The organism is Actinosynnema sp. CA-299493, assembly GCF_050946825.1.
In the GTDB taxonomy this organism is placed as follows: Bacteria; Actinomycetota; Actinomycetes; order Mycobacteriales; family Pseudonocardiaceae; genus Actinosynnema.
The window spans coordinates 5,859,909-5,879,353 of sequence record NZ_CP191993.1; the positions used below are offsets into that span (position 1 = coordinate 5,859,909).

Sequence of the window (19,445 nt, forward strand, 5' to 3'; positions counted from 1 at the left end):
AAGAGCGTGAAAGTCCAGCCCGATTTTTGCCTCATTGTCTACTCACATTCCGGGGGTCGGTAACGCGTTCCGATCGCGACTCGACACCCGGATGTCACGTGACGGAAATGTCCGAATCCTGCGAACCCCACCGAGAAGGGCAGACCCATGCGTCACGCCCGAACATCCCTAGTGCTGACCGCGGTCGGCACGCTCCTGCTCCCGCTCGTCGGCACGCCGTACGCCTCAGCCGCCCCCGTCCCCGGCGAGGACGTGCTCTACACGGTGGACGCGGACTTCGACCAGGGCGTGCTCCAGGACGTCAACCACGACGCCCCGAACGGCGACCAGCTCCAGCTCAACCGCCAGACCGTGTTCTTCCCCTACGTCAACGTCGCCGCCTCCGCGCGCGGCACGATGGTCCGCATCGACGTGAACACCGGCGACATCGTCGGCGAGTGGCTGTCCGCGCCGAACGGCCAGGGCCGCAACCCCTCCCGCACCACCGTGGACAAGTTCGGCAACACGTGGCTGTCGAACCGGGACGAGGCGTCCGGCGGCCGAGGCTCGGTCACCCGCGTCGGCGTGATCCGCGGCGGCACCCGGTCGAACGCGGACGGCACGGCCAACCCGAACGGCGACCACCTGAAGGGCCCGTTCGGCTACAACACCTGCCTGGACCGCGACGGTGACGGCCTGATCGCCACCACACGCGGCCTGGGCGACATCCGCCCGTGGACCAACGCGGGCGGCGCCGACGCCAACGGCGGCGTCACCACCGCGGCCGACGAGTGCCTGATCACCTACAGCCGGGTCGCGGGCACCAACACCCGCACGGTCGCCGTGGACGCGAACAACAACCTGTGGACCGGCGGCTCCAACACCCAGCACCAGCTGATCTCCGGCGTGGACGGCTCGGTGCTGACGGCGCCGTTCAGCCTGGGCTGCGGCGGCTACGGCGGCCTGGTGGACCAGGCGGGCACCCTGTGGTCCGCCCGGTACGGCGCCAACCTGCTGCGCTACGAGCCGGGCTCCGGCGCGGGCGCCTGCCTGGACACCTCGCACGGCGACTACGGACTCGGCATGGATCCGGTGACCGGCGAGATCTGGCACACCCGGGTCAACTCCGGCAGCACGGTCAAGATGGACGCGGCCGGCACCGTCCTGGGCACCTTCCCGCACGGCCACCCGCGCGCCCAGGGCGTAGCGGTCGACTCGGACGGCAACGTCTGGGTCGCCCACGCGCTCGACAACGGCACGAACACGGTCGGGCACCTGCGCACCGACGGCACGTTCGTCGGCAACGTGGTCCTGCCCGGCGGCAACGGCCCCACCGGCGTCGCGGTCGACACCAACGGCAAGGTGTGGGTCACCAACATCAACTCCAACAACGCCCAGCGCATCGACCCGGACGCCGGTCCGGCGGGCGGCGGCGGGTTCGCCGTCGGTGCGGTCGACCTGACCGTCGACCTCGGTGCGGGCGCCGGGCCGTACAACTACAGCGACATGACCGGGTCGGTGCTCGGCGAGATCACCGCGCCGGTCGGCACGTGGTCGGTGGTGCAGGACGGCGGTGTCGCGGGGCAGACCTGGGGCACGGTCACCTGGAACACCGAGGCGCAGGGCAGCGTCCCGGCAGGCACCTCGATCACGGTCGAGGCGCGCACGTCCGACACCGAGGCGGGCCTGGCCGGCGAGACGTTCACGCCGGTGTCCAACGGGGTGGAGTTCGCCCGCGTCGGCCGGTACGTCGAGGTGCGGGCGACGTTGACCGCGAGCCCGTCCGGTGACACCCCGGTGCTGTCGGACCTGCGGATCGTGACCTCCGAGCGGACCGGCGTGTTCTCCTGCCAGGCGACCGCGCTGAACCTCGCCGGGATCATCGTGGCGAGGGCCAACCCGCCGGACGTGCCGTGCGTGGACGACTACGAGAACGTGGCCAACGTCAACCTGTCCGCGGGCATCCTGACCGTGCGGGCCACCGCGTTGACCGCGAGCACCAACCAGACGCCGGACGCCCTGCCGGCGCTGCCGCCGGCACCCGGTGACGGCGCGGTGTCCTCCGCCCGGGTCGACCACACCCGGATCTCCAGCCTGCTGGTGACCATCGAGGTGGGCGTCATCCAGGCGAACGCCTCGGTGACCTGCGACGCGAACCTCAACCCGCAGTTCGCCGGCTCGTCGCAGATCGCGAGCCTGCGGATCAACGGGATCTCGGTGGCCGTGGGCAGCGCGCCGCTGACCATCCCGCTGGTGATCGGCTCGTTGCAGCTCAACAGCACGACGACCACGCCGACCAGCGTGGTGCAGCGGGCGTTCGCGCTCGACACCCTGCTGACCGACGTGGTGCTGGGCGAGGCGCGGGCCAACATCGAGCCGACCGAACCCGGCGGCAGCCCCTGCCGGGTCTGAGCCGTCACCCCACTAGTAGCCGTACTATAGGTAGCACGGCTACTAGTGGGGGTTGGTCATGAGCCGGAAGTTGCTGGTCTGGGCGCACGTCGTGTCGTCCACGGGCTGGATGTTCATGGCGCTGGCGTTGTTCGTGGTGGTGAACCACGCGTTGGCCGTGCCCGACCGCTCGGCGTTCGAGGTGGCGCTGCTGCTCGACGTGCGGGTGCTCCAGTTCATGGCCACCACGTCGGCGTTCACCGGCCTCATGCTGTCCGGCTTCACGGCGTGGGGCTACTTCCGGCACTGGTGGGTGCTGGCGAAGACCGTGATCACGTTCAGCCAGCTGTACGTCGGGATCTTCGTGCTCAGCCCGAACCTGCACCCGGACGGCTCGCCCTCGCTGATGCGGGTCGGCTCGCTGCTGATGGCGTCGGCGCTGGCGTGCCAGGTGTGGCTGTCGGTGGCCAAGCCGTTCAAGCGGACGCCGTGGGCGTCGCCGGCCAAGCCGAGGACCGCGCCGCCGTGGGCCTTCGCGCTGTGCCTGGCCGCGCCCGCGGCGGACTACGCGGTGGGCGAGCTCGTGCTGGGCCAGTCGACCCCGGCGCTGTCCCTGCTGGTCGTGATCGCGTACCCGGTCGTCCGTGCCGCGCGCACGAGGGCGCGCGGCACGGCCCGCGTCTAGAGCCGGGGGTCGACCGGTTCGGACTCCAGCGCGAGCACGGCGAACACGCACTCGTGCACCCGCCACAGCGGCTCCTCGCGGGCGACCCGCTCCAGGGCTTCCAGGCCCAGCGCGTACTCGCGGATCGCGAGCGACCGCTTCGCGCCCAGGCCACGTTTGCGCAGGCGTTCCAGGTTCGCCGGCTCGGTGTAGTCCGGGCCGTAGATGATCCGCAGGTACTCGCGCCCGCGCACCTTCACCCCGGGCTGCACCAGGCCGCGGTCACCGCGCACCAGGTTCGCCAGCGGCTTGACGACCATCCCCTCGCCACCGGCCGCGGTCAGGTCCTCCCACCAGCGGATGCCGGCGGCGACCTGCTCGTCGTCCGCCGTGTCGACCACCAGGTGCCGGGTGTGGGTGAACACCTCGTCCCGGAGTCGGCCGAGCACGTCCAGGTGCCACAGGTGGTCCCGGTCGTGGAAGGTCCGGCCACGTGCGGCGAGCAGCTGGAACGGCGCGATCGTGACGCCGGCCAGGCCGTCGGTCGGCCGCACGTACCGCAGGTAGGCATCGCGGTAGCCGGTGGCGTTCGCCAGCCTGCTCTCCGTGCGCGACAGCAGTTCGCCCACGTCGACGCCCCGTGACGCGGTCCGCGCGAGCACGTCCACGGCCACGCCGAGGGCACCCGTGGCCGCCGCGCCGACCGAGGCGTACTGCTCCTTGATCAGCCCGGCGGCCTTGGCGTTCCACGGCAGCAGCTCGGCGTCGAGCAGCAGCCAGTCGGTGTCGAACTCGTCCCAGAGCCCGGCCCTGGTGACCTCCTCGCGCACGCGTGCCAGGAGTTCGTCGCCCAACGGCGGGTCGAAGAACGCGCGGCCGGTCCACGTGTGGATCACGCCGCCGTCGTCCTTGCGCACGAGGACCACCGCGCGCGACCCCATGTGCTTCTCCTCGCAGATCACCTCGCGCACGCCCGCCCTCCGGTACTCGGCGAACGCGTCCTCCGGGTGCTCCAGCACGTCCGGCCGCTGCGAGGTGGCCGTCGGCGCCATCGTCGGCGGCAGGTACAGCAGCGAGTGCGGGTCGATCGCGAAGCGGCTCATCACCTCCAACGCCGACGCGGCCTGCTCCGGGCGCACCCCGATCCGGCCCCGGTGGGCCGTCTCGACGGACCGGCGGCCGGTGACGTCGGACAGCGCGAGCACGTCCGGCTCCCGTTCCTCCTCCGGCGCGACGAGCGGGCGCACCGGCTCGTACCAGACCTCGTGCGCGTCGACCGCCACGACCTCGCGCTCCGGGTAGCGCAGCGCGGTCAGCCGGCCGCCGAACACCGCCCCCGTGTCCAGGCACAGGGTGTTGTTGACCCACTCGACCTCCGGCATCGGCGTGTGCCCGTAGAGCACGGTCGCCCGGCCCCGGTACTCCGTCGCCCACGGGTAGCGCACCGGCAGGCCGTACTCGTCGGTCTCGCCGGTGGTGTCGCCGTAGAGCGCGAAGCCGCGCACCCTGGCCGACGCGCGGCCGTGGAACTTCTCCGGCAGGCCCGCGTGCGCGATCACCAGGTCGCCGCCGTCGAGCACGTAGTGCGCGATCAGGCCGTCGCAGAAGCGCACCACGCGCTCGCGGAACTCCTCCGGCTCGGCCGCCAGCTGCGCCAGCGACTCCGCGAGACCGTGCTTGACCTGCACGTTCCGGCCGCGCAAGGCGCGCACCAGCTTCTGCTCGTGGTTGCCGCACACGGCGAACGCGTGCCCGGCCTCGACCATGCCCATGACCAGGCGCAGCACACCCGGCGTGTCCGGGCCGCGGTCGACCAGGTCGCCGACGAACGCGGCCCGCCGTCCCGCCGGTGGGACGGCGTCCACCGGACGTCCCCCCTCGTCGCGCACCAGCGCGTAGCCGAGCTTGACCAGCAGGTCCTCCAGCTCGGCGCGGCAGCCGTGCACGTCGCCGATCACGTCGAACGGGCCGGTCTCGTGGCGCAGGTCGTTGAGCAGCCGCTCCGGCACGATGACCGCCTCGTCCACTTCGGACTGCTCGCGCAGGACGTGCACCCGCTTGAAGCCCTCCTTGCCGAGGTGCTTCAACGACTTGCGCAACGCCGCGCGGTGCCGGCGCACCACGTGCGCGCCGAAGTCGCGGTCCGGGCGGGAGGCGTTGCGGGCCAGGCAGACCTCCTCCGGCGGGTCCAGCACGATCGCGACCGGCAGCACGTCGTGCGCACGCGCCAGCTCGACCAGCTGGGCGCGGTCGGACCGCTGCACGTTCGTCGCGTCGACCACGGTGGTGCGGCCGGCGTCCAGGCGCTTGGCCGCGACGAAGTGCAGCGCCTCGAACGCGGCGGCGGACGCCGACTGGTCGTTCTCGTCGTCCGAGACCAGACCGCGGAAGTAGTCGCTGGACAGGACCTGGGTGGGCCGGAAGTGCTCGCGGGCGAACGTGGACTTGCCCGAGCCCGAGGCGCCGATCAGCACCACGAGGCAGAGGTCCGGGATCTTCAGTTCCATCAGTCGTCCCCCAGGGTGAAGATCGCGAGCTGGGTCGGCGCGCCGCGCTCGGCGTCCACCGGTCCGATCGGCAGGTGGGTCACGGTGTAGCCGCGGCGTTGAGCGACGCCGTGCGTCCAGTCCTCGAACTCGGCCCTGGTCCACTCGAAGCGGTGGTCGGCGTGCCGGTGCCGTCCTTCCGGCAGGGTCTCGAACAACGCGTTGTACTCGACGTTCGGCGTGGTGACCAGGACCGCGCGCGGCCGTGCGACGACGAACACCGAGTGCTCCAACGCGGGCAGGCGGTCCGGGTCGAGGTGTTCCACCACCTCCATCAGCACGGCGGCGTCGTAGCCCTTCAGGTCCGGGTCGGCGTAGGTCAGCGACGACTGGCGCAGCGTGAGCCGGGCGCGCTGCCGGTCCGACATGGTGTCCACGTGCAGCTTGCGCGCGGCCACCGCCAGCGCCTTCGCGGACACGTCCACACCCTGGATCCGGGTGAACTCCGGCTGGTCGAGCAGGGCGCGCAGCAACGCGCCGCCGCCGCACCCCAGGTCGAGCACGGAACGCGCGCCGACCTGCCGGAGCTGGTCGAGGACGGCTTCACGGCGCTGCGCGGCCAGCGACACCTTCGGCTCGATGAGCGCGTTGTCCAGCTCCTCCGGCTCGACCTCCTCCACCTCCGCCAGGCGCGACAGCGCGGACCGCACCAGCGGACGGCGGCGCATCAGGTACCGGGTGGTGATCAGCTCGCGGTCCGGGTGCGTGCCGAGCCACCCCTCCCCCGCGCGCAGCAGCTTGTCCACCTCGTCCTCGGCGACCCAGTAGTGCTTGTCGCCGTCGAGGACGGGCAGCAGGACGTACAGGTGCTTCAGGGCTTCGGACAGGGTGAGCGTGCCGGTGAGGGTGACGTCGGCGTAGCGCGAGTCGTCGCCGTCGGGGAGAGGGAGGGGCGTGATGTGCGCGGTCCAGCCCAGCGGCGTGAAGAGCCGTTCGACCAGGCGGTGCGGCAGGACGGGCACGCGCACGGTGAGCGGGATCGGGGTGGCGGCCACGTCCTCGTGGCTCTTGCTGCGACCGTTCATCGCGGTGCGGAACACCGAGCCGAGCGCGACGGTCAGCAGCGAGCCGGCGACGTACGGCCGGTCGTTGACGTACTGGGTGAGCGTGCTGCCGGGACCGCGCACCAGCGCGACCGGGTCGACCTCCAGCAGGAGCGCGACCGTGCACTCCTCCTCGTCCGCGCGCGGGTAGAAGACGTGCGCGGTGCCCGAGGACGTGGTGAACGACTGCGCCCGATCGGGGTGTTTGTGCAGCAGGTGGCTGAGATCGGTGGCCGGGCGGTGGGTCGTGGTCAGGGTGAGCAGCACGTCGTCCAGTGTGGACGAGGTGTGCCGCCGCCCGCCCCCGATTTACCGCAGGCCGATCGGAGCCTGCCCCTTGTTGCCGGATCGGCAACAAGGTTTGCCGATCCGTCCACCTCGCCCGCATGGTGGTCGTGGAGGTGGTCGCGATGACCTTTCAGCTGAGTGGCAGCTATGACGTGGTGGTGGTCGGCGGTGGGGCCGCCGGCCTGAACGGGGCCTTGATGCTGGCCCGGTCGCGCCGGTCGGTGGTCGTGGTCGACGCCGGGTCGCCGCGCAACGCGCCGGCCGACGGCGTGCACGGGCTGCTGGCCAGGGACGGGACGCCGCCGGCGGAGCTGGTGGCACGCGGTCGGGAGGAGGTCCGGGGTTACGGCGGTCACGTGGTGACCGGCGAGGTCGAGGCCGTGACGCGCGAGGGCGACGGGTTCGTGGTGGCGCTGGCCGACGGCCGCGTGGTCCGGGCCCGCCGGCTGCTGGTGACCACGGGGCTGGTGGACGAGCTGCCGGACGTGCCCGGCCTGCGCGAGCGGTGGGGCCGCGACGTCGTGCACTGCGCGTACTGCCACGGCTGGGAGGTCCGCGACCAGGCGATCGGCGTGCTGGCGACCGGGCCGATGGCGGTGCACCAGGCGTTGATGTTCCGGCAGTTGAGCGCCGACGTCACGTTCTTCTCCCACACGCGGGCGCCGACCGCCGAGCAGGCCGAGCAGTTGGCCGCACGCGGGGTCGCCGTCGTGGCGGGCGAGGTGGCGTCGCTGGAGGTTGTGGGCGACCGCGTCGTCGGCGTGCGGCTGGCGGACGGCCGCTCGGTCGGCCGCGAGGTGGTGGTGGTCGCGTCGCGGATGGTGGCCCGCGCGGGTTTCCTGGCCGCGCTGGGGCTCCGGCCCGTCGAGCACCCGTCCGGGATGGGCGAGCACATCCCCGCCGATCCGCTCGGCCGCACCGACGTGCCGGGGGTGTGGGTCGCGGGCAACGTCACCGACCTCGGCGCGCAGGTCGGCGCGGCGGCCGCGGCGGGCGCCACCGCCGGCGCCCAGATCAACGCCGACCTGATCGCGGAGGAGACCCGCGTGGCCGTCGACGCCTACCGGAACCCGTTCTCCGCCGAGGCCGAGGCCCGGGTGGCCGAACTCGTCGCGGGCGACCGCCGCCACGGCTTGTGAGGGTCGGCGGCCCCGGCAGGCCGACGCCCCGGCACGCGGATGCCTCGGCACACGGATGCTCCGGCACGCGGATGCCCTGGCAGGCCGATGCCCGCACCGGCCGCGTCGTGCGCGGACCCGGTGCGGGCACAGGGGCTTCGGCCTTTGGGGGGCGTCACGTCCCGCTCGGCGTCACCTCCCGGTCGGCGTTCGGGGCGGACGTGCGGCGGGCCACGACGAGGCCGAAGACCAAGGCGGTGAAGAACATGACGAACCCGTAGGTCACCGGCGGCATCGCCATCACCGTGTTGTTGAGCAGCGACGGGCTCATCGCGATGCCGATCGCCAACGGACCGTTGTGCAGGCCGATCTCGAACGCCGAGGCGGTCGACTCACGCGGGCCGACCTTCAGCAGGCGCGGGCCGAAGTACCCGATCGCCATCCCGATCACGTTGAACAGCACGACCACCACGATGATCTCGCCGAGGATGGCGAAGATCTCGGAGCCGAGGCCGGCGATCACGCTGGCGATCATCATGATCAGGACGACCACCGAGAGGATCTTGACCGGGCGTTCCATCCGGATGGCGAAGGCGCTGAACCTCGCGCGCACCACCATGCCGACGGCGATCGGGACCAGCACCATCATGAACACTTGGAGGACCTTGTCGACCTGAAGGCCGATCGAGCTGTCCGCGCCGATGAAGCCCGCGACCGACAGGTTGACGATCAGCGGCAGGGTGAACATCGCCAGCACCGAGTTGACCGCCGTCAACGAGATGTTGAGCGCCACGTCCCCCTTGAACAGGTGGCTGTAGAGGCTGGCCGTGCTGCCGCCCGGCGAGGCCGCGAGCAGCATCATGCCGATGGCCAGCTCCGGCCGCAGGTCGAACGCGACGACCAGGCCGAGGCAGATCGCGGGCAGCACCACCATCTGGCAGACCAGGCAGACCACCATCGCCCGCGGGTACTTCACGACCCGGCGGAAGTCCTCGATCGTCAGCGTGAGGCCGAGGCCGAGCATGATGATGGCCACGGTGATGGGGAAAAGGAGGAGTACCGTGGAGTTGGTCATGCCACCCTGCCTTCCGCTCGGAGCGAGGTACAGGGAGTTTCACACCAGCGGACGACCCGCTACTTCTCCAGACTTGCGCTTTAGGTCCGATTCGCCGTGGTCGTGCGGGGTGCCCGACAGCCGGAGCCGGACGCGCGTGCGTCGCTCGACGTGAGCGGCGCACGCGCGTCCGGCGTCCCGACCGCGGTCAGTCGTTGCCGGCTTCGAGCGCGGCGTGGTCGAGCAGCTCGTCGTCGGTGACCTTGCCGCGCGAGGCGATGACCTCGGCGCCGCCCTCGGCCATCGCGCCGATCAGCTCGGTCGGCGCCACCTGCGCCACGCCGATCAGCGGCGACTGGCTGCCGACCATGCCGAGCCCGGCGTACTGCTCCAGCTTGGCGCGCGAGTCGGCGATGTCGAGGTTGCGCATGGTCAGCTGACCGATGCGGTCGACCGGCCCGAACGCCGAGTCCTCGGTCCGCTCCATGGACAACTTGTCCGGGTGGTAGCTGAACGCGGGCCCGGAGGTGTCCAGGATGGAGTAGTCCTCACCGCGCCGCAGGCGCAGCGTCACCTCGCCGGTGACCGCCGTGCCGACCCACCGCTGCAACGCCTCGCGCACCATCAGCGCCTGCGGGTCCAGCCAGCGGCCCTCGTACAGCAGCCGGCCCAGCTTGCGGCCCTCGTTGTGGTAGGAGGCGAGGGTGTCCTCGTTGTGGATCGCGTTGACCAGCCGCTCGTAGGCGGCGTGCAGCAGCGCCATGCCCGGCGCCTCGTAGATGCCGCGGCTCTTGGCCTCGATGACCCGGTTCTCGATCTGGTCGGACATGCCCATGCCGTGCCGGCCGCCGATGGCGTTGGCCTCCAGCACCAGGTCGACGGCGGAGGAGAACTCCTTGCCGTTGATCGTCACCGGCCTGCCCTGGTCGAAGCCGATCGTGATGTCCTCGGTGGCGATCTCGACCTCGGGGTCCCAAAACCGCACGCCCATGATCGGGTCGACGATCTCGATGCCCGTGTCGAGGTGTTCGAGCGCCTTGGCCTCGTGCGTCGCGCCCCAGATGTTCGCGTCGGTCGAGTAGGCCTTCGCGGTGCTGGACCGGTACGGCAGGCCGCGCGCCAGCAGCCACTCGGACATCTCCGTGCGACCGCCGAGCTCGTTGACGAACTCGGCGTCCAGCCACGGCTTGTAGATCCGCAGGGACGGGTTGGCGAGCAGGCCGTAGCGGTAGAACCGCTCGATGTCGTTGCCCTTGTAGGTGGAGCCGTCACCCCAGATCTGGACGTCGTCGTCGAGCATGGCGCGCACGAGCATGGTGCCCGTCACGGCCCGCCCGAGGGGCGTGGTGTTGAAGTAGCCGCGACCGCCGGACCTGATGTGGAACGCGCCGCAGGCCAGCGCCGCGAGCCCTTCCTCGACCAGGGCGGCCCGGCAGTCGACCAGTCGGGCGATCTCGGCGCCGTACACCGCGGCACGGCTCGGCACCGACGCGATGTCGGGCTCGTCGTACTGACCGATGTCCGCGGTGTACGTGCACGGCACCGCGCCCTTCTCCCGCATCCAGGCGACCGCCACGGACGTATCGAGACCACCGGAGAACGCGATGCCGACGTGTTCGCCGGCGGGGAGGTAAGTGAGCACCTTGGACACGATTAGAAGTATGCACGACGCTGCATGACCATGCATAGCCGGGGGTCGAACAGCTCTGAACTGCGGTAACACGGGGTCGACGGCCTGAACCGCCGCCGACCCCGTGGGACGACCTACCGGACGATGCCGTACCGGGCGGTGCCCTGCCCGGCGGCGTCGTCCAGCAGCCGGAAACCGGCCTTCTCGAGGACGCGGACCGAGGCGGGGTTCGACAGCTCCACCTCGGCGCGGACCGCCCGGACGCCGGGCGCGGTGAACGCGAGGTCGGTCAACGCGCGCGTGGCCTCGGTGGCGTACCCGCGGCCCCGCCGGGAGGGCACGACGCCGTACCCGATCTCGACGACGCCGTCGTCAGGCGGCCAGAACAGCCCGATCGAACCGACCACCAGACCGCTGTCCCGCTCGACCAGCAAGCGGTGGCCGTACCCGGTCAGCCAGTCGGGGTGCTCGCCGAACAGCCCGGCGATGACCCGATCACCCTCGGCGGGGAAGTCGTCGGCCCAGTGCGGCAGCCGACCGCCGCCCACGACGGCATCGATCTCGGCCGCGGTCCACGACCGCAGCACCAGCCGTTCGGTGGACGGGTCGGGGACGGCGGTGGACGGAGAAGGCACTCGGAGCTCCTGGTCATTCGGGATGACCGGCCCACGCGTCAGCCGCGTTCGGGCCGGATGAGGACGTGCTGAAGACGGCTGTCGACAGCCATGTTCATCAACCTCCTCGGCCCCGGTGACCAAGCGATCTCCACCGCCGCCGTGAGGCTAGCGACGGCCGGCCTCGCGGACAACCCGTTTCCCGGCGGACCACCCCACCCGGTCGTCGGTCAATCGCCCTTCACGTTGACGATCTGCCGCAACGTGTGGCGGACCTCGACCAGGTCTCGCGCGTCACGCATGACGACGTCGATGTCCTTGTACGCCGCCGGGATCTCGTCGATGAACGCGTCGGTGTCGCGGTACTCGATCCCCGCCATCGCCTTGCGCAGGTCGGCCCGGTCGAACGCCCGGCGCGCGGCCGAGCGGGAGTACTCGCGACCGGCGCCGTGGGGCGAGGAGTTCAGCGAGACGGGGTTGCCCTTGCCGACCACGACGTACGACGCGGTGCCCATCGAGCCCGGGATGAGCCCCGCCCGACCCGCCTCGGCGTTGATCGCGCCCTTACGGGACAACCACACCTGCTTGCCGAAGTGGGTCTCCTGCGTCGTGTAGTTGTGATGACAATTCACGACTTCCTGCCGCTCCACGTCACGGCCCGTCCACTCGGCCACGCGGTCGACCACCCGGTCCATCATCTCCTCGCGGTTGGCCCAGGCGAAGTCCTGGGCCCAGCGCATCTCCCGGATGTAGCGCCAGAACTCGTCCTCGCCCTCGACCAGGTACGCCAGGTCCGGGTCGGGCAGGTCGATCCACCGGCGACGGCACTGCTCGTGCGCGATCCGGATGTACTTCTGGGCGATCTTGTTGCCCACGCCGCGCGACCCGGAGTGCAGGAACAGCCACACCCGGTCGGTCTCGTCCAGCGTGACCTCGATGAAGTGGTTGCCGCTGCCGAGGGTGCCGAGCTGCAACTGCCAGTTGCCCGCGTAGGAGCCGGGGTCGAAGCCGGCCTCCTCCGCACGGCGGGCGAGCGCGTCGACGCGGGCGCGCGCCGTGCCGGTCAGCCGGGTGTTGTACTTCCCCGCCGACAGCGGCACGGCGTTCTCGATCGCCTCGCGCAGCGGGGCGAGCGGGCGCGCGCGGAACTCGTCCCGGGTGAACTGGGTGCGCACGGCGATCATGCCGCAGCCGATGTCGACACCGACGGCGGCCGGGATGATCGCGCCCAGGGTGGGGATGACGCTGCCGACCGTGGCGCCCTTCCCGAGGTGCGCATCGGGCATGAGGGCCAGGTGCGGGAAGATGAACGGCATCCGCGCGGCCTTCTCCGCCTGTTCGCGGGCGCCCGGGTCCAGGATGGACGCCCAGTTCACCAGTCGCTTGCCGATGTGCTCCACGGTTCTCCTCTGCTCGACGCCGAAGGTAGGCGCGATCGGGTGGCTCCGCGACCGAATTCACTCCGCCCAGGGGTCGTACGCCCCCGAATTGTCGGTGGTCGCCGGTAACTTGTGAGCCGTGAACGCTCGGGAACGCATCCAGGAACTCGCCGACCGGATCGTCGTGCTGCGCGACGCCTACTACCGCGGTTCGCCGCTGGTGGCGGACGCGGAGTACGACGCGGTCGAGGACGAGCTGCGCGGGCTGGTCGAGGCGAACCCGGAGCTGGCGCCCGACCCGAACCCGCTGGAGCAGGTGGGCGCGCCCGCCGTGCTGCACGCGCCGATCCGGCACTCGCGGCCGATGCTGTCGCTGGAGAAGGCGACCAGGCCCGAGCAGGTCGCGGCCTTCTTCGACCGCTTCCCCGGCCAGCCGGTGGTGGTCATGCCCAAGCTGGACGGGCTGTCGCTGGCGCTGGTCTACGAGCACGGGCGGCTGGCCCGGGCGATCACCCGGGGTGACGGCACGACGGGTGACGACGTGACGCCGCTGGTGCGGTCCCTGGTCGACGGCGTGCCGGAGCGCCTCGACGCGCCGGGCCGGGTCGAGGTGCGCGGCGAGGCGGTGATGCTGCGGTCCACGTTCGCCGCCTACAACGCCGCGCACCCGGACAAACCGCTGATCAACCCGCGCAACGCGGCGGCGGGCACGTTGCGGGCGAAGGACCCGGCCACCGTCGCCGAGCGCCGCCTGACGTTCTTCGCGTTCGACCTGGACACCTCCGAGGGCGGCGCGGCGGCCGACCTGGAGCGCGGGCTGAGCACGCTCGGGTTCGCCGTCGCCGACATGAGGCACTGCGACGACGCGGAGGCGGCGCAGGAGGTGATCACCGGGATCGAGGCGCGGCGCCACGAGCTGGACTACGACCTGGACGGCGCGGTGCTGCGGCTGGCGAACCGGGACGCCTTCGCCGCCGCCGGCACCCGGTCGAGCTCGCCGCGCGGGGCGTTGGCGTTCAAGTTCGCCGCCGAGGAGAAGACGACGTTGCTGCTCGACGTGGTCTGGGACGTCGGCAAGACGGGCAAGATCGCCCCGGTGGCCTGGTTGGAGCCGGTGTTCGTGGGCGGCACGACGGTGACCCGGGCGACGCTGGCCAACCAGGAGGTCATCCGGGGGAAGGGCATCAGGATCGGTGACACGGTGCTGATCCGCCGGGCCGGTGACGTGATCCCGTTCGTCGCGGGTGTGCTCGACGAGTCCCAGCGCACGGGCGCGGAGCGGGAGATCGTGCCACCGTCGGAGTGCCCGTCGTGCGGGCAGCCGTTGACCGAGCAGGGCAACAGCCGCGAGTTGTTCTGCACCAACGTCGCCTGCCCCGCGCAGACCGTGCGCAGGTTGATCCACTGGGCGTCGCGGGCGGCGGCGGACATCGAGGCCGTCGGTCCGGTGTGGATCGAGCGGCTCGCCGAGGCCGGGCTGCTGGAGAACCCGTCCGACCTCTACACCCTGACCAAGGAGCAGCTGCTGGAGTTCGACCGCATCGGCGAGACCTCGGCGACGCGCATGATCGACTCGATCGCCGCCAGCCGTGCCGTCGGCCTGCGCCGGGCCTTGATCGGGCTCGCCATCCCGATGGCCTCGGAGGGCACCGCGACCCGCCTGTGCCGAGCGGGGTTCGGCTCGCTGGAGGAGGTCGCCGACGCCGGCGAGGAACGCCTGGTCGCGGTCGAGGACATCGGCCCGAAGGTCGCCGCCTCCCTGATCGAGCACCTCACCCGCCTGCGACCCGAGCTGGAGCGGCTGCGGCGGCACGGCGTGTCCCTGGACGTGCGGGACGAGGACCTGCCGCCCGTCGTGGCGTCCGACGCGCCGCTGGCCGGGAAGACCGTGGTGATCACCGGCGCGATCAGCGACCCGCGTTCGGGCGAGAAGGTGCCCCGCCCCACCTTCCAGAGACTCTGCGAGAAGGCCGGCGCGACCACCGCGACCTCGGTCTCGGCCAGCACCGACTACCTGATCACCGGCGCCGACGTCGGCGCGAGCAAGACCGCCAAGGCCGAGAAGCTGGGCGTCGAGGTCGTGGACCAGGGCGTGATCTGGCAACAACTGATCGCCGCCGGCATCGCCTAGGTGGCTGGTGTCGAACGGCCTTGAGAGAAATCGGCGGCGGCCTTGAGCCGTCCTCGGACGCGGGCGCGGCGTCCTCCGTGACGATGTCGCATCAGGTCGCCGATCTTGCGTTCGGCCTTGGGGCGGGTGGCCCGGTAGTCGGCCTTCGAGGTGGGGTCGATCGATGTCCAGGCCGCGGGCGGCGTACTTCCACGCGTGGCGCGGGTAGGCACCTCACTCGATCGTGTGACGCCAAGTGTGACGGCACGCGCTTACGGGCTGGTCAGCGGGGTTCGGCCGGTCGATGCGCGGGCGGGAGTGCTTGACAGGCCGCGACACCGGCGGTCAGCCTCGGTTGTGGTGGCGGGCCGGGGAGTCGTCGCCGATCCACTTTCGACGTGATGACGGGGGAAATCATGTCGGTGACCGACCACGCCCTGCGCGAGAAGCGGGGCGGTAGCGGAAATCTGGTCGAGCGGCTGGCGGGGTTGGCGCGCGACCGGGGCTGGCTGGACCGGCCCGCCTACCACGTCGACGACGAGACCTACCGGTTCGCCGACGTCTACGAGGGCGCGGGTCGGGCAGCCGCCGCGTACACCGCACGAGGGTTCGGGCCGGGCAGCCGGATCGCGCTCGTCCTGCCCGACGGCATCGACGCGGTGTGGGCGTTCCTCGGCGCGGTGCGGATCGGCGCGGTCGCGGTGCCGGTGAACTCGACCGTGCACCCGGACGAACTGCGCCGCGCGATCGGGATCGCGGAGCCGGACGCCGTCGTGTGCGAGGAGGACCCGGGCGGTCCGCCCACCGACCTGATCGCGCCGCGGGAGCTGCGGGTGGGCGGCGTCGCGCCGTACGCACCGGCCACATCGGACACCCCGGCGTACGCGGTGTTCACCTCGGGCACCACGGGCGACCCGAAGCTGTGCTTCCACACCCACGGCGACCCGGGCGTGTACGAGCGGGCCATCGGGTCGGTCGTCGGCATCACGCCGGAGGACGTCACGTTCTCGGTGTCACGGCTGCACTTCGCGTACGGGCTGGGCAACTCCGTGTTCCTCCCGCTGCACCGCGGCGGCGCGACGGTGCTGTCGCGGGCACGTGCGACCGAGGACGACGCGTTGCGGATCATCCAGGACCGCGGTGTGACGGTGTTCTACGGCCAGCCGAGCTTCTACGCCCGGCTGGCGCGCCACCCCGATCACGCGCCGCTGTCCGGGCTCCGGCTGGCGCTGGTAGCCGGCGAGGTGCTGGCGGCGCCCCTGGAGGCACGGTTGAGGCAGGTGCTCGGCGAGCGGTTGCTGAACGTCTTCGGCACCACGGAGATCGGGCACGCGCTGGTGGCCAACGCGGTCGGCCACAGCCGTGACCACACGATCGGGCGGGTCCTGCCGCCGTACCGGCTGCGGATCGTGGACGAGGCGCGTGCCGAGGTGCCGCCGGGCGTGCCGGGCGCGCTGGAGGTGGCCGGTCCGTCGATCGCGCCGGGCGTGGCACGGGGCAGCGACGCCCCGGCGCGGGCCGGGGAGTCCTGGTACGCCACCGGTGACGCGGCCACCGCGGACGAGGACGGCTACGTGCGGCTGCACGGCCGGCTGGACGACGTCGAGATCGTCGGCGGCCAGAACGTGCACCCGGCGGAGACCGAGGACTTCCTGATGCGCCACCCCGACGTGCGCGAGGCCGCGGTGTGCTCGACGCGGCGCGAGACCGGTGTGACGACCCTGCGCGCGTTCGTGGCGTTGGACGACGACGCGTCGCCCGAGGAGGTGCGCGCCGAACTGCTCGCCGGCGCGCGGGCGGCGCTGACCTGGTACAAGGTTCCGGAAGACGTGGTCTTCGTGGCCGAGTTGCCCCGCACGCCCACGGGGAAGTTGCGCCGACGTGAGATCCGCGCGATGGCGAGGGGTTGATCCGGTGGAGCGCAGCGGTGTCGACGGGAAGGCCGCCGCGGCGGTCCTGGTCACCATGGTGCTGTGGGCGTCGGCGTTCGTCGGCATCCGGTACGCGGGCGAGCACTTCGAGCCGGGGTCGCTGGCGCTCGGCCGGTTGCTGGTCGGCGCGCTCGCGCTCGGGGTGGTCGCGGCGGTGCGCGGCGTCGGCGTGCCACCGAGAGCGGCGTGGCCGGGGATCGTCGGGTCCGGCGTGTTCTGGTTCGCGCTCTACATGGTGGCGCTGAACTGGGGTGAGCGGCACGCGGACGCCGGCACGGCCGCGCTGGTCGTCGGCGTCGGCCCGGTCCTGGTGGCGTTCCTGGCCGGGTGGCTGCTCCGCGAGGGCTTCCCGGCACGGCTGCTGGTCGGGCTCGCCATCGCGTTCGCGGGCGTCGCGGCGGTCGGGCTCGTCGGCCCCGGCGGCGGCTCGACCACCCGGGGCGCGGTGCTCTGCCTGGTCGCGGCGGTCGGGTACGCGGTCGGTGTGGTGGCGCAGAAACCCGCCCTGCGGCACGCGTCGCCGTTGCAGGCCACCACGTACGGCTGCGTGGTCGGCGCGATCGTGTGCCTGCCGTTCGGCGGGCAGCTCGTCGGCGACCTCGCCGACGCGCCGGCCGGCGCCACGCTCTCGGTGGTGTACCTGGGTCTGCTGCCGACCGCGCTGGCGTTCTACACGTGGGCGTACGCGCTCTCCCACATGACCACCGGCAAGCTCGGCGCCACCACGTACCTGGTGCCGGCGATCGTCGTGGTGCTGTCGTGGGCCCTGCTCGACGAGGTGCCCAGGCCGGTGGCGTTGGCGGGCGGCGCGCTCTGCCTGGTCGGCGTGGCGGTGTCGCGCGGCAAACCGGCGCCCGCCGTCACCGTGACGAGGTGACCCGGCGGGCTGATCCTCCTCCACCGGGGGCCAGACCTGGGGGTCGTTCAGGGGCGTTGCCGAACGGAGCTGACGCCTCGCCCATCCGGCGGGCCGGGTCGTACTCCGCCCGAGCCGGTCATGTCGGACGCGGTCACCGTCCCGCCCGGACGACGACACATCACCGCAGGTCAGCGCCCTGAGAATGATGAGCGCCCCTCAAATTCGGACAATGCGGACCATCACCGAATGTTTCGTTGAAGTTTCGCTGAGTGACGTATAGTCTGAGAATCGCTCTGGGAGCGCTCCCATAAACGATCACCGCCGCTCAACCACCCGAAGAGTGGAGGTTCCTCCATGCGCAAGCGCAGTACCACCGTGTCCGTCACCAAGCGGCATGGCGTCATCGCACTGATCCTCGGTGTGCTGGCCAGCATGCTCGTCATGACGCCGACGGCCACGGCGCACGGCACCATCGTCGGTCCCGCCACCCGCGCCTACCAGTGCTGGCAGGCTTGGGGCAGCCAACACACGAACCCGGCCATGCAGCAGCAGGACCCCATGTGCTGGCAGGCCTTCCAGGCCAACGCCGACACCATGTGGAACTGGATGAGCTCGCTGCGGGACGGCCTCGGCGGCAACTTCCAGGGCGCGACCCCCAACGGTTCGCTCTGCAGCAACAACCTCTCCCGCAACGCCTCCCTGAACAAGGCCGGCAACTGGCGGACCACGAACGTCGGGAGCAACTTCTCCCTGCACCTGTACGACCAGGCCAGCCACGGCGCGGACTACTTCCGGGTCTACGTCAGCAAGCAGGGGTTCGACCCGAAGACCCAGACCCTGGGTTGGAGCAACCTCGACTTCATCACCCAGACCGGCAGGTACGCGCCCGCGAAGGACATCACGTTCAACGTCCAGACCAACGGTTCGTACCGTGGACACCACATCGTGTTCACGATCTGGCAGGCCTCGCACCTCGACCAGGCCTACATGTGGTGCAGTGACGTGAACTTCGGCTAGAGCCCCGGTTCACCGAGCGCAACGCGAAGAACATCCGGCCCGGCGCGGCAGCACTCGCGCCGGGCCGGCGCGCTGCGCGGGGTGCGAACCCGGCGTCCTCGCCTCAGCAGCTGAAGTCCCGGATCGCCGCGCCGCCCGCCGCGGCCGTCCGTTCGCCGATCTCGGCCGTCCGACACGGGACGGGCGCGGTCACCCGGCTCGCCGGTGGAGGAACGACGAGTCGGGCACGTGCACCCATCCCTGGCGGGGCGCGTACCCGATCTGCACGTTCACGTGCGGCGCGAAGGCGGACGGCGAGATCCCCTCGTAACCGTGGTGGACCACCGCCCGGTACAGGTCGTCGGACACGACGAGCACCAGGGGTTCGGTCGTCTCCCGCAGCGCCAGCTTCAACCTGGGCGCGTCGAGCAGGCGGCACGACACGTCCAGCAGTTCGCCGTACTGACCGCGCTCGTCGTAGTGCACCTCGCCCGCGTGCACCACGGCCCGCAACCGCAGCGGCAAGTCGGGCCGACGCGCGTTGTGCAGCGCGAGCAGGCCGCTCAGCTCGGGCACCACCGACCCCAGCAGCACCGTCTTCGGCAGCCGGTCCGAGGGTCGGATGAGCACGATCACGCCGTCACCGAGGTCGACCAGGCGGTCGATGTCGTCCTCACCGACGCCGTGCAGCGCCATGGCGTCCATCAGCGCCCCGTACATGACCTGCCGCAGCGCCGCCTTCTCCTGGTTGCCGCGGGTCGTGGAACCCTCCATGTCCACACCGAGGGCGATGCGGTACAGGGGGTGTCGTGCAGTCGCGTTCACCATGTCGGAAACCTTGCC

At 71.5% G+C, this 19,445-nt stretch carries 14 protein-coding genes; 7 read left to right on the forward strand and 7 right to left on the reverse strand.

What is annotated here, in order from left to right; genetic code table 11:
- The first annotated feature begins 171 nt into the window (after nucleotides 1-171).
- Nucleotides 172-2,391, forward strand: a complete 2,220-nt coding sequence (locus tag ACQPYE_RS24545; protein ID WP_498714734.1) for a Vgb family protein — start codon at nucleotides 172-174, stop codon at nucleotides 2,389-2,391.
- 58 nt (nucleotides 2,392-2,449) lie between these two features.
- On the forward strand, nucleotides 2,450-3,055 hold the full coding sequence (locus ACQPYE_RS24550; RefSeq protein WP_498714735.1) for a hypothetical protein: 606 nt from the start codon (nucleotides 2,450-2,452) through the stop codon (nucleotides 3,053-3,055).
- Here the strand turns inward: ACQPYE_RS24550 and ACQPYE_RS24555 are convergent.
- Nucleotides 3,052-5,541 (reverse strand): polynucleotide kinase-phosphatase, encoded by a 2,490-nt coding sequence (locus ACQPYE_RS24555; RefSeq protein WP_498714736.1) that lies wholly within the window; start codon nucleotides 5,539-5,541, stop codon nucleotides 3,052-3,054. The genes ACQPYE_RS24550 and ACQPYE_RS24555 overlap by 4 nt on opposite strands.
- Nucleotides 5,541-6,890, reverse strand: a complete 1,350-nt coding sequence (locus ACQPYE_RS24560; protein ID WP_498714737.1) for a 3' terminal RNA ribose 2'-O-methyltransferase Hen1 — start codon at nucleotides 6,888-6,890, stop codon at nucleotides 5,541-5,543. Before ACQPYE_RS24560 ends, ACQPYE_RS24555 begins: the two co-directional genes overlap by 1 nt.
- 143 nt (nucleotides 6,891-7,033) lie before the next feature.
- Between ACQPYE_RS24560 and ACQPYE_RS24565 the strand changes: the two genes are divergently transcribed.
- Nucleotides 7,034-8,050, forward strand: a complete 1,017-nt coding sequence (locus ACQPYE_RS24565) for an NAD(P)/FAD-dependent oxidoreductase (protein WP_498714738.1) — start codon at nucleotides 7,034-7,036, stop codon at nucleotides 8,048-8,050.
- Between the two features lie 154 nt (nucleotides 8,051-8,204).
- On the opposite strand, the gene ACQPYE_RS24570 is transcribed toward ACQPYE_RS24565, so the two are convergent.
- The 4 genes from ACQPYE_RS24570 to ACQPYE_RS24585 form a co-directional block, all read right to left on the reverse strand.
- Nucleotides 8,205-9,104 (reverse strand): bile acid:sodium symporter family protein, encoded by a 900-nt coding sequence (locus ACQPYE_RS24570; protein ID WP_498714739.1) that lies wholly within the window; start codon nucleotides 9,102-9,104, stop codon nucleotides 8,205-8,207.
- A gap of 187 nt (nucleotides 9,105-9,291) precedes the next feature.
- Nucleotides 9,292-10,734 carry an argininosuccinate synthase gene (argG, locus tag ACQPYE_RS24575; RefSeq protein WP_498714740.1) on the reverse strand — a complete coding sequence of 481 codons (1,443 nt, stop codon included), beginning with the start codon at nucleotides 10,732-10,734 and terminating at the stop codon, nucleotides 9,292-9,294.
- 113 nt (nucleotides 10,735-10,847) lie between these two features.
- Nucleotides 10,848-11,348, reverse strand: coding sequence for a GNAT family N-acetyltransferase (locus tag ACQPYE_RS24580; RefSeq protein WP_498714741.1), 501 nt, complete (start codon nucleotides 11,346-11,348; stop codon nucleotides 10,848-10,850).
- Nucleotides 11,349-11,557: 209 nt separating this feature from the next.
- Entirely contained in the window at nucleotides 11,558-12,727 is a 1,170-nt protein-coding gene (locus ACQPYE_RS24585; protein ID WP_498714742.1) for an RtcB family protein, read from the reverse strand.
- Nucleotides 12,728-12,845: 118 nt separating this feature from the next.
- Between ACQPYE_RS24585 and ligA the strand changes: the two genes are divergently transcribed.
- The 4 genes from ligA (at nucleotide 12,846) to ACQPYE_RS24605 (ending at nucleotide 18,623) form a co-directional block, all read left to right on the forward strand.
- On the forward strand, nucleotides 12,846-14,837 hold the full coding sequence (ligA, locus tag ACQPYE_RS24590; RefSeq protein WP_498714743.1) for an NAD-dependent DNA ligase LigA: 1,992 nt from the start codon (nucleotides 12,846-12,848) through the stop codon (nucleotides 14,835-14,837).
- A gap of 380 nt (nucleotides 14,838-15,217) precedes the next feature.
- Nucleotides 15,218-16,726 (forward strand): class I adenylate-forming enzyme family protein, encoded by a 1,509-nt coding sequence (locus ACQPYE_RS24595; protein WP_498714744.1) that lies wholly within the window; start codon nucleotides 15,218-15,220, stop codon nucleotides 16,724-16,726.
- Between the two features lie 4 nt (nucleotides 16,727-16,730).
- The gene (locus tag ACQPYE_RS24600) at nucleotides 16,731-17,624 is read left to right on the forward strand and encodes a DMT family transporter (RefSeq protein ID WP_498714745.1); all 894 of its coding nucleotides are present in this window, start codon (nucleotides 16,731-16,733) and stop codon (nucleotides 17,622-17,624) included.
- Between the two features lie 336 nt (nucleotides 17,625-17,960).
- Nucleotides 17,961-18,623, forward strand: a complete 663-nt coding sequence (locus ACQPYE_RS24605) for a lytic polysaccharide monooxygenase auxiliary activity family 9 protein (RefSeq protein ID WP_498714746.1) — start codon at nucleotides 17,961-17,963, stop codon at nucleotides 18,621-18,623.
- 189 nt (nucleotides 18,624-18,812) lie between these two features.
- Here ACQPYE_RS24605 and ACQPYE_RS24610 read toward each other — a convergent pair whose 3' ends face one another.
- Nucleotides 18,813-19,430, reverse strand: a complete 618-nt coding sequence (locus ACQPYE_RS24610; RefSeq protein WP_498714747.1) for a hypothetical protein — start codon at nucleotides 19,428-19,430, stop codon at nucleotides 18,813-18,815.
- Nucleotides 19,431-19,445: the final 15 nt, after the last annotated feature.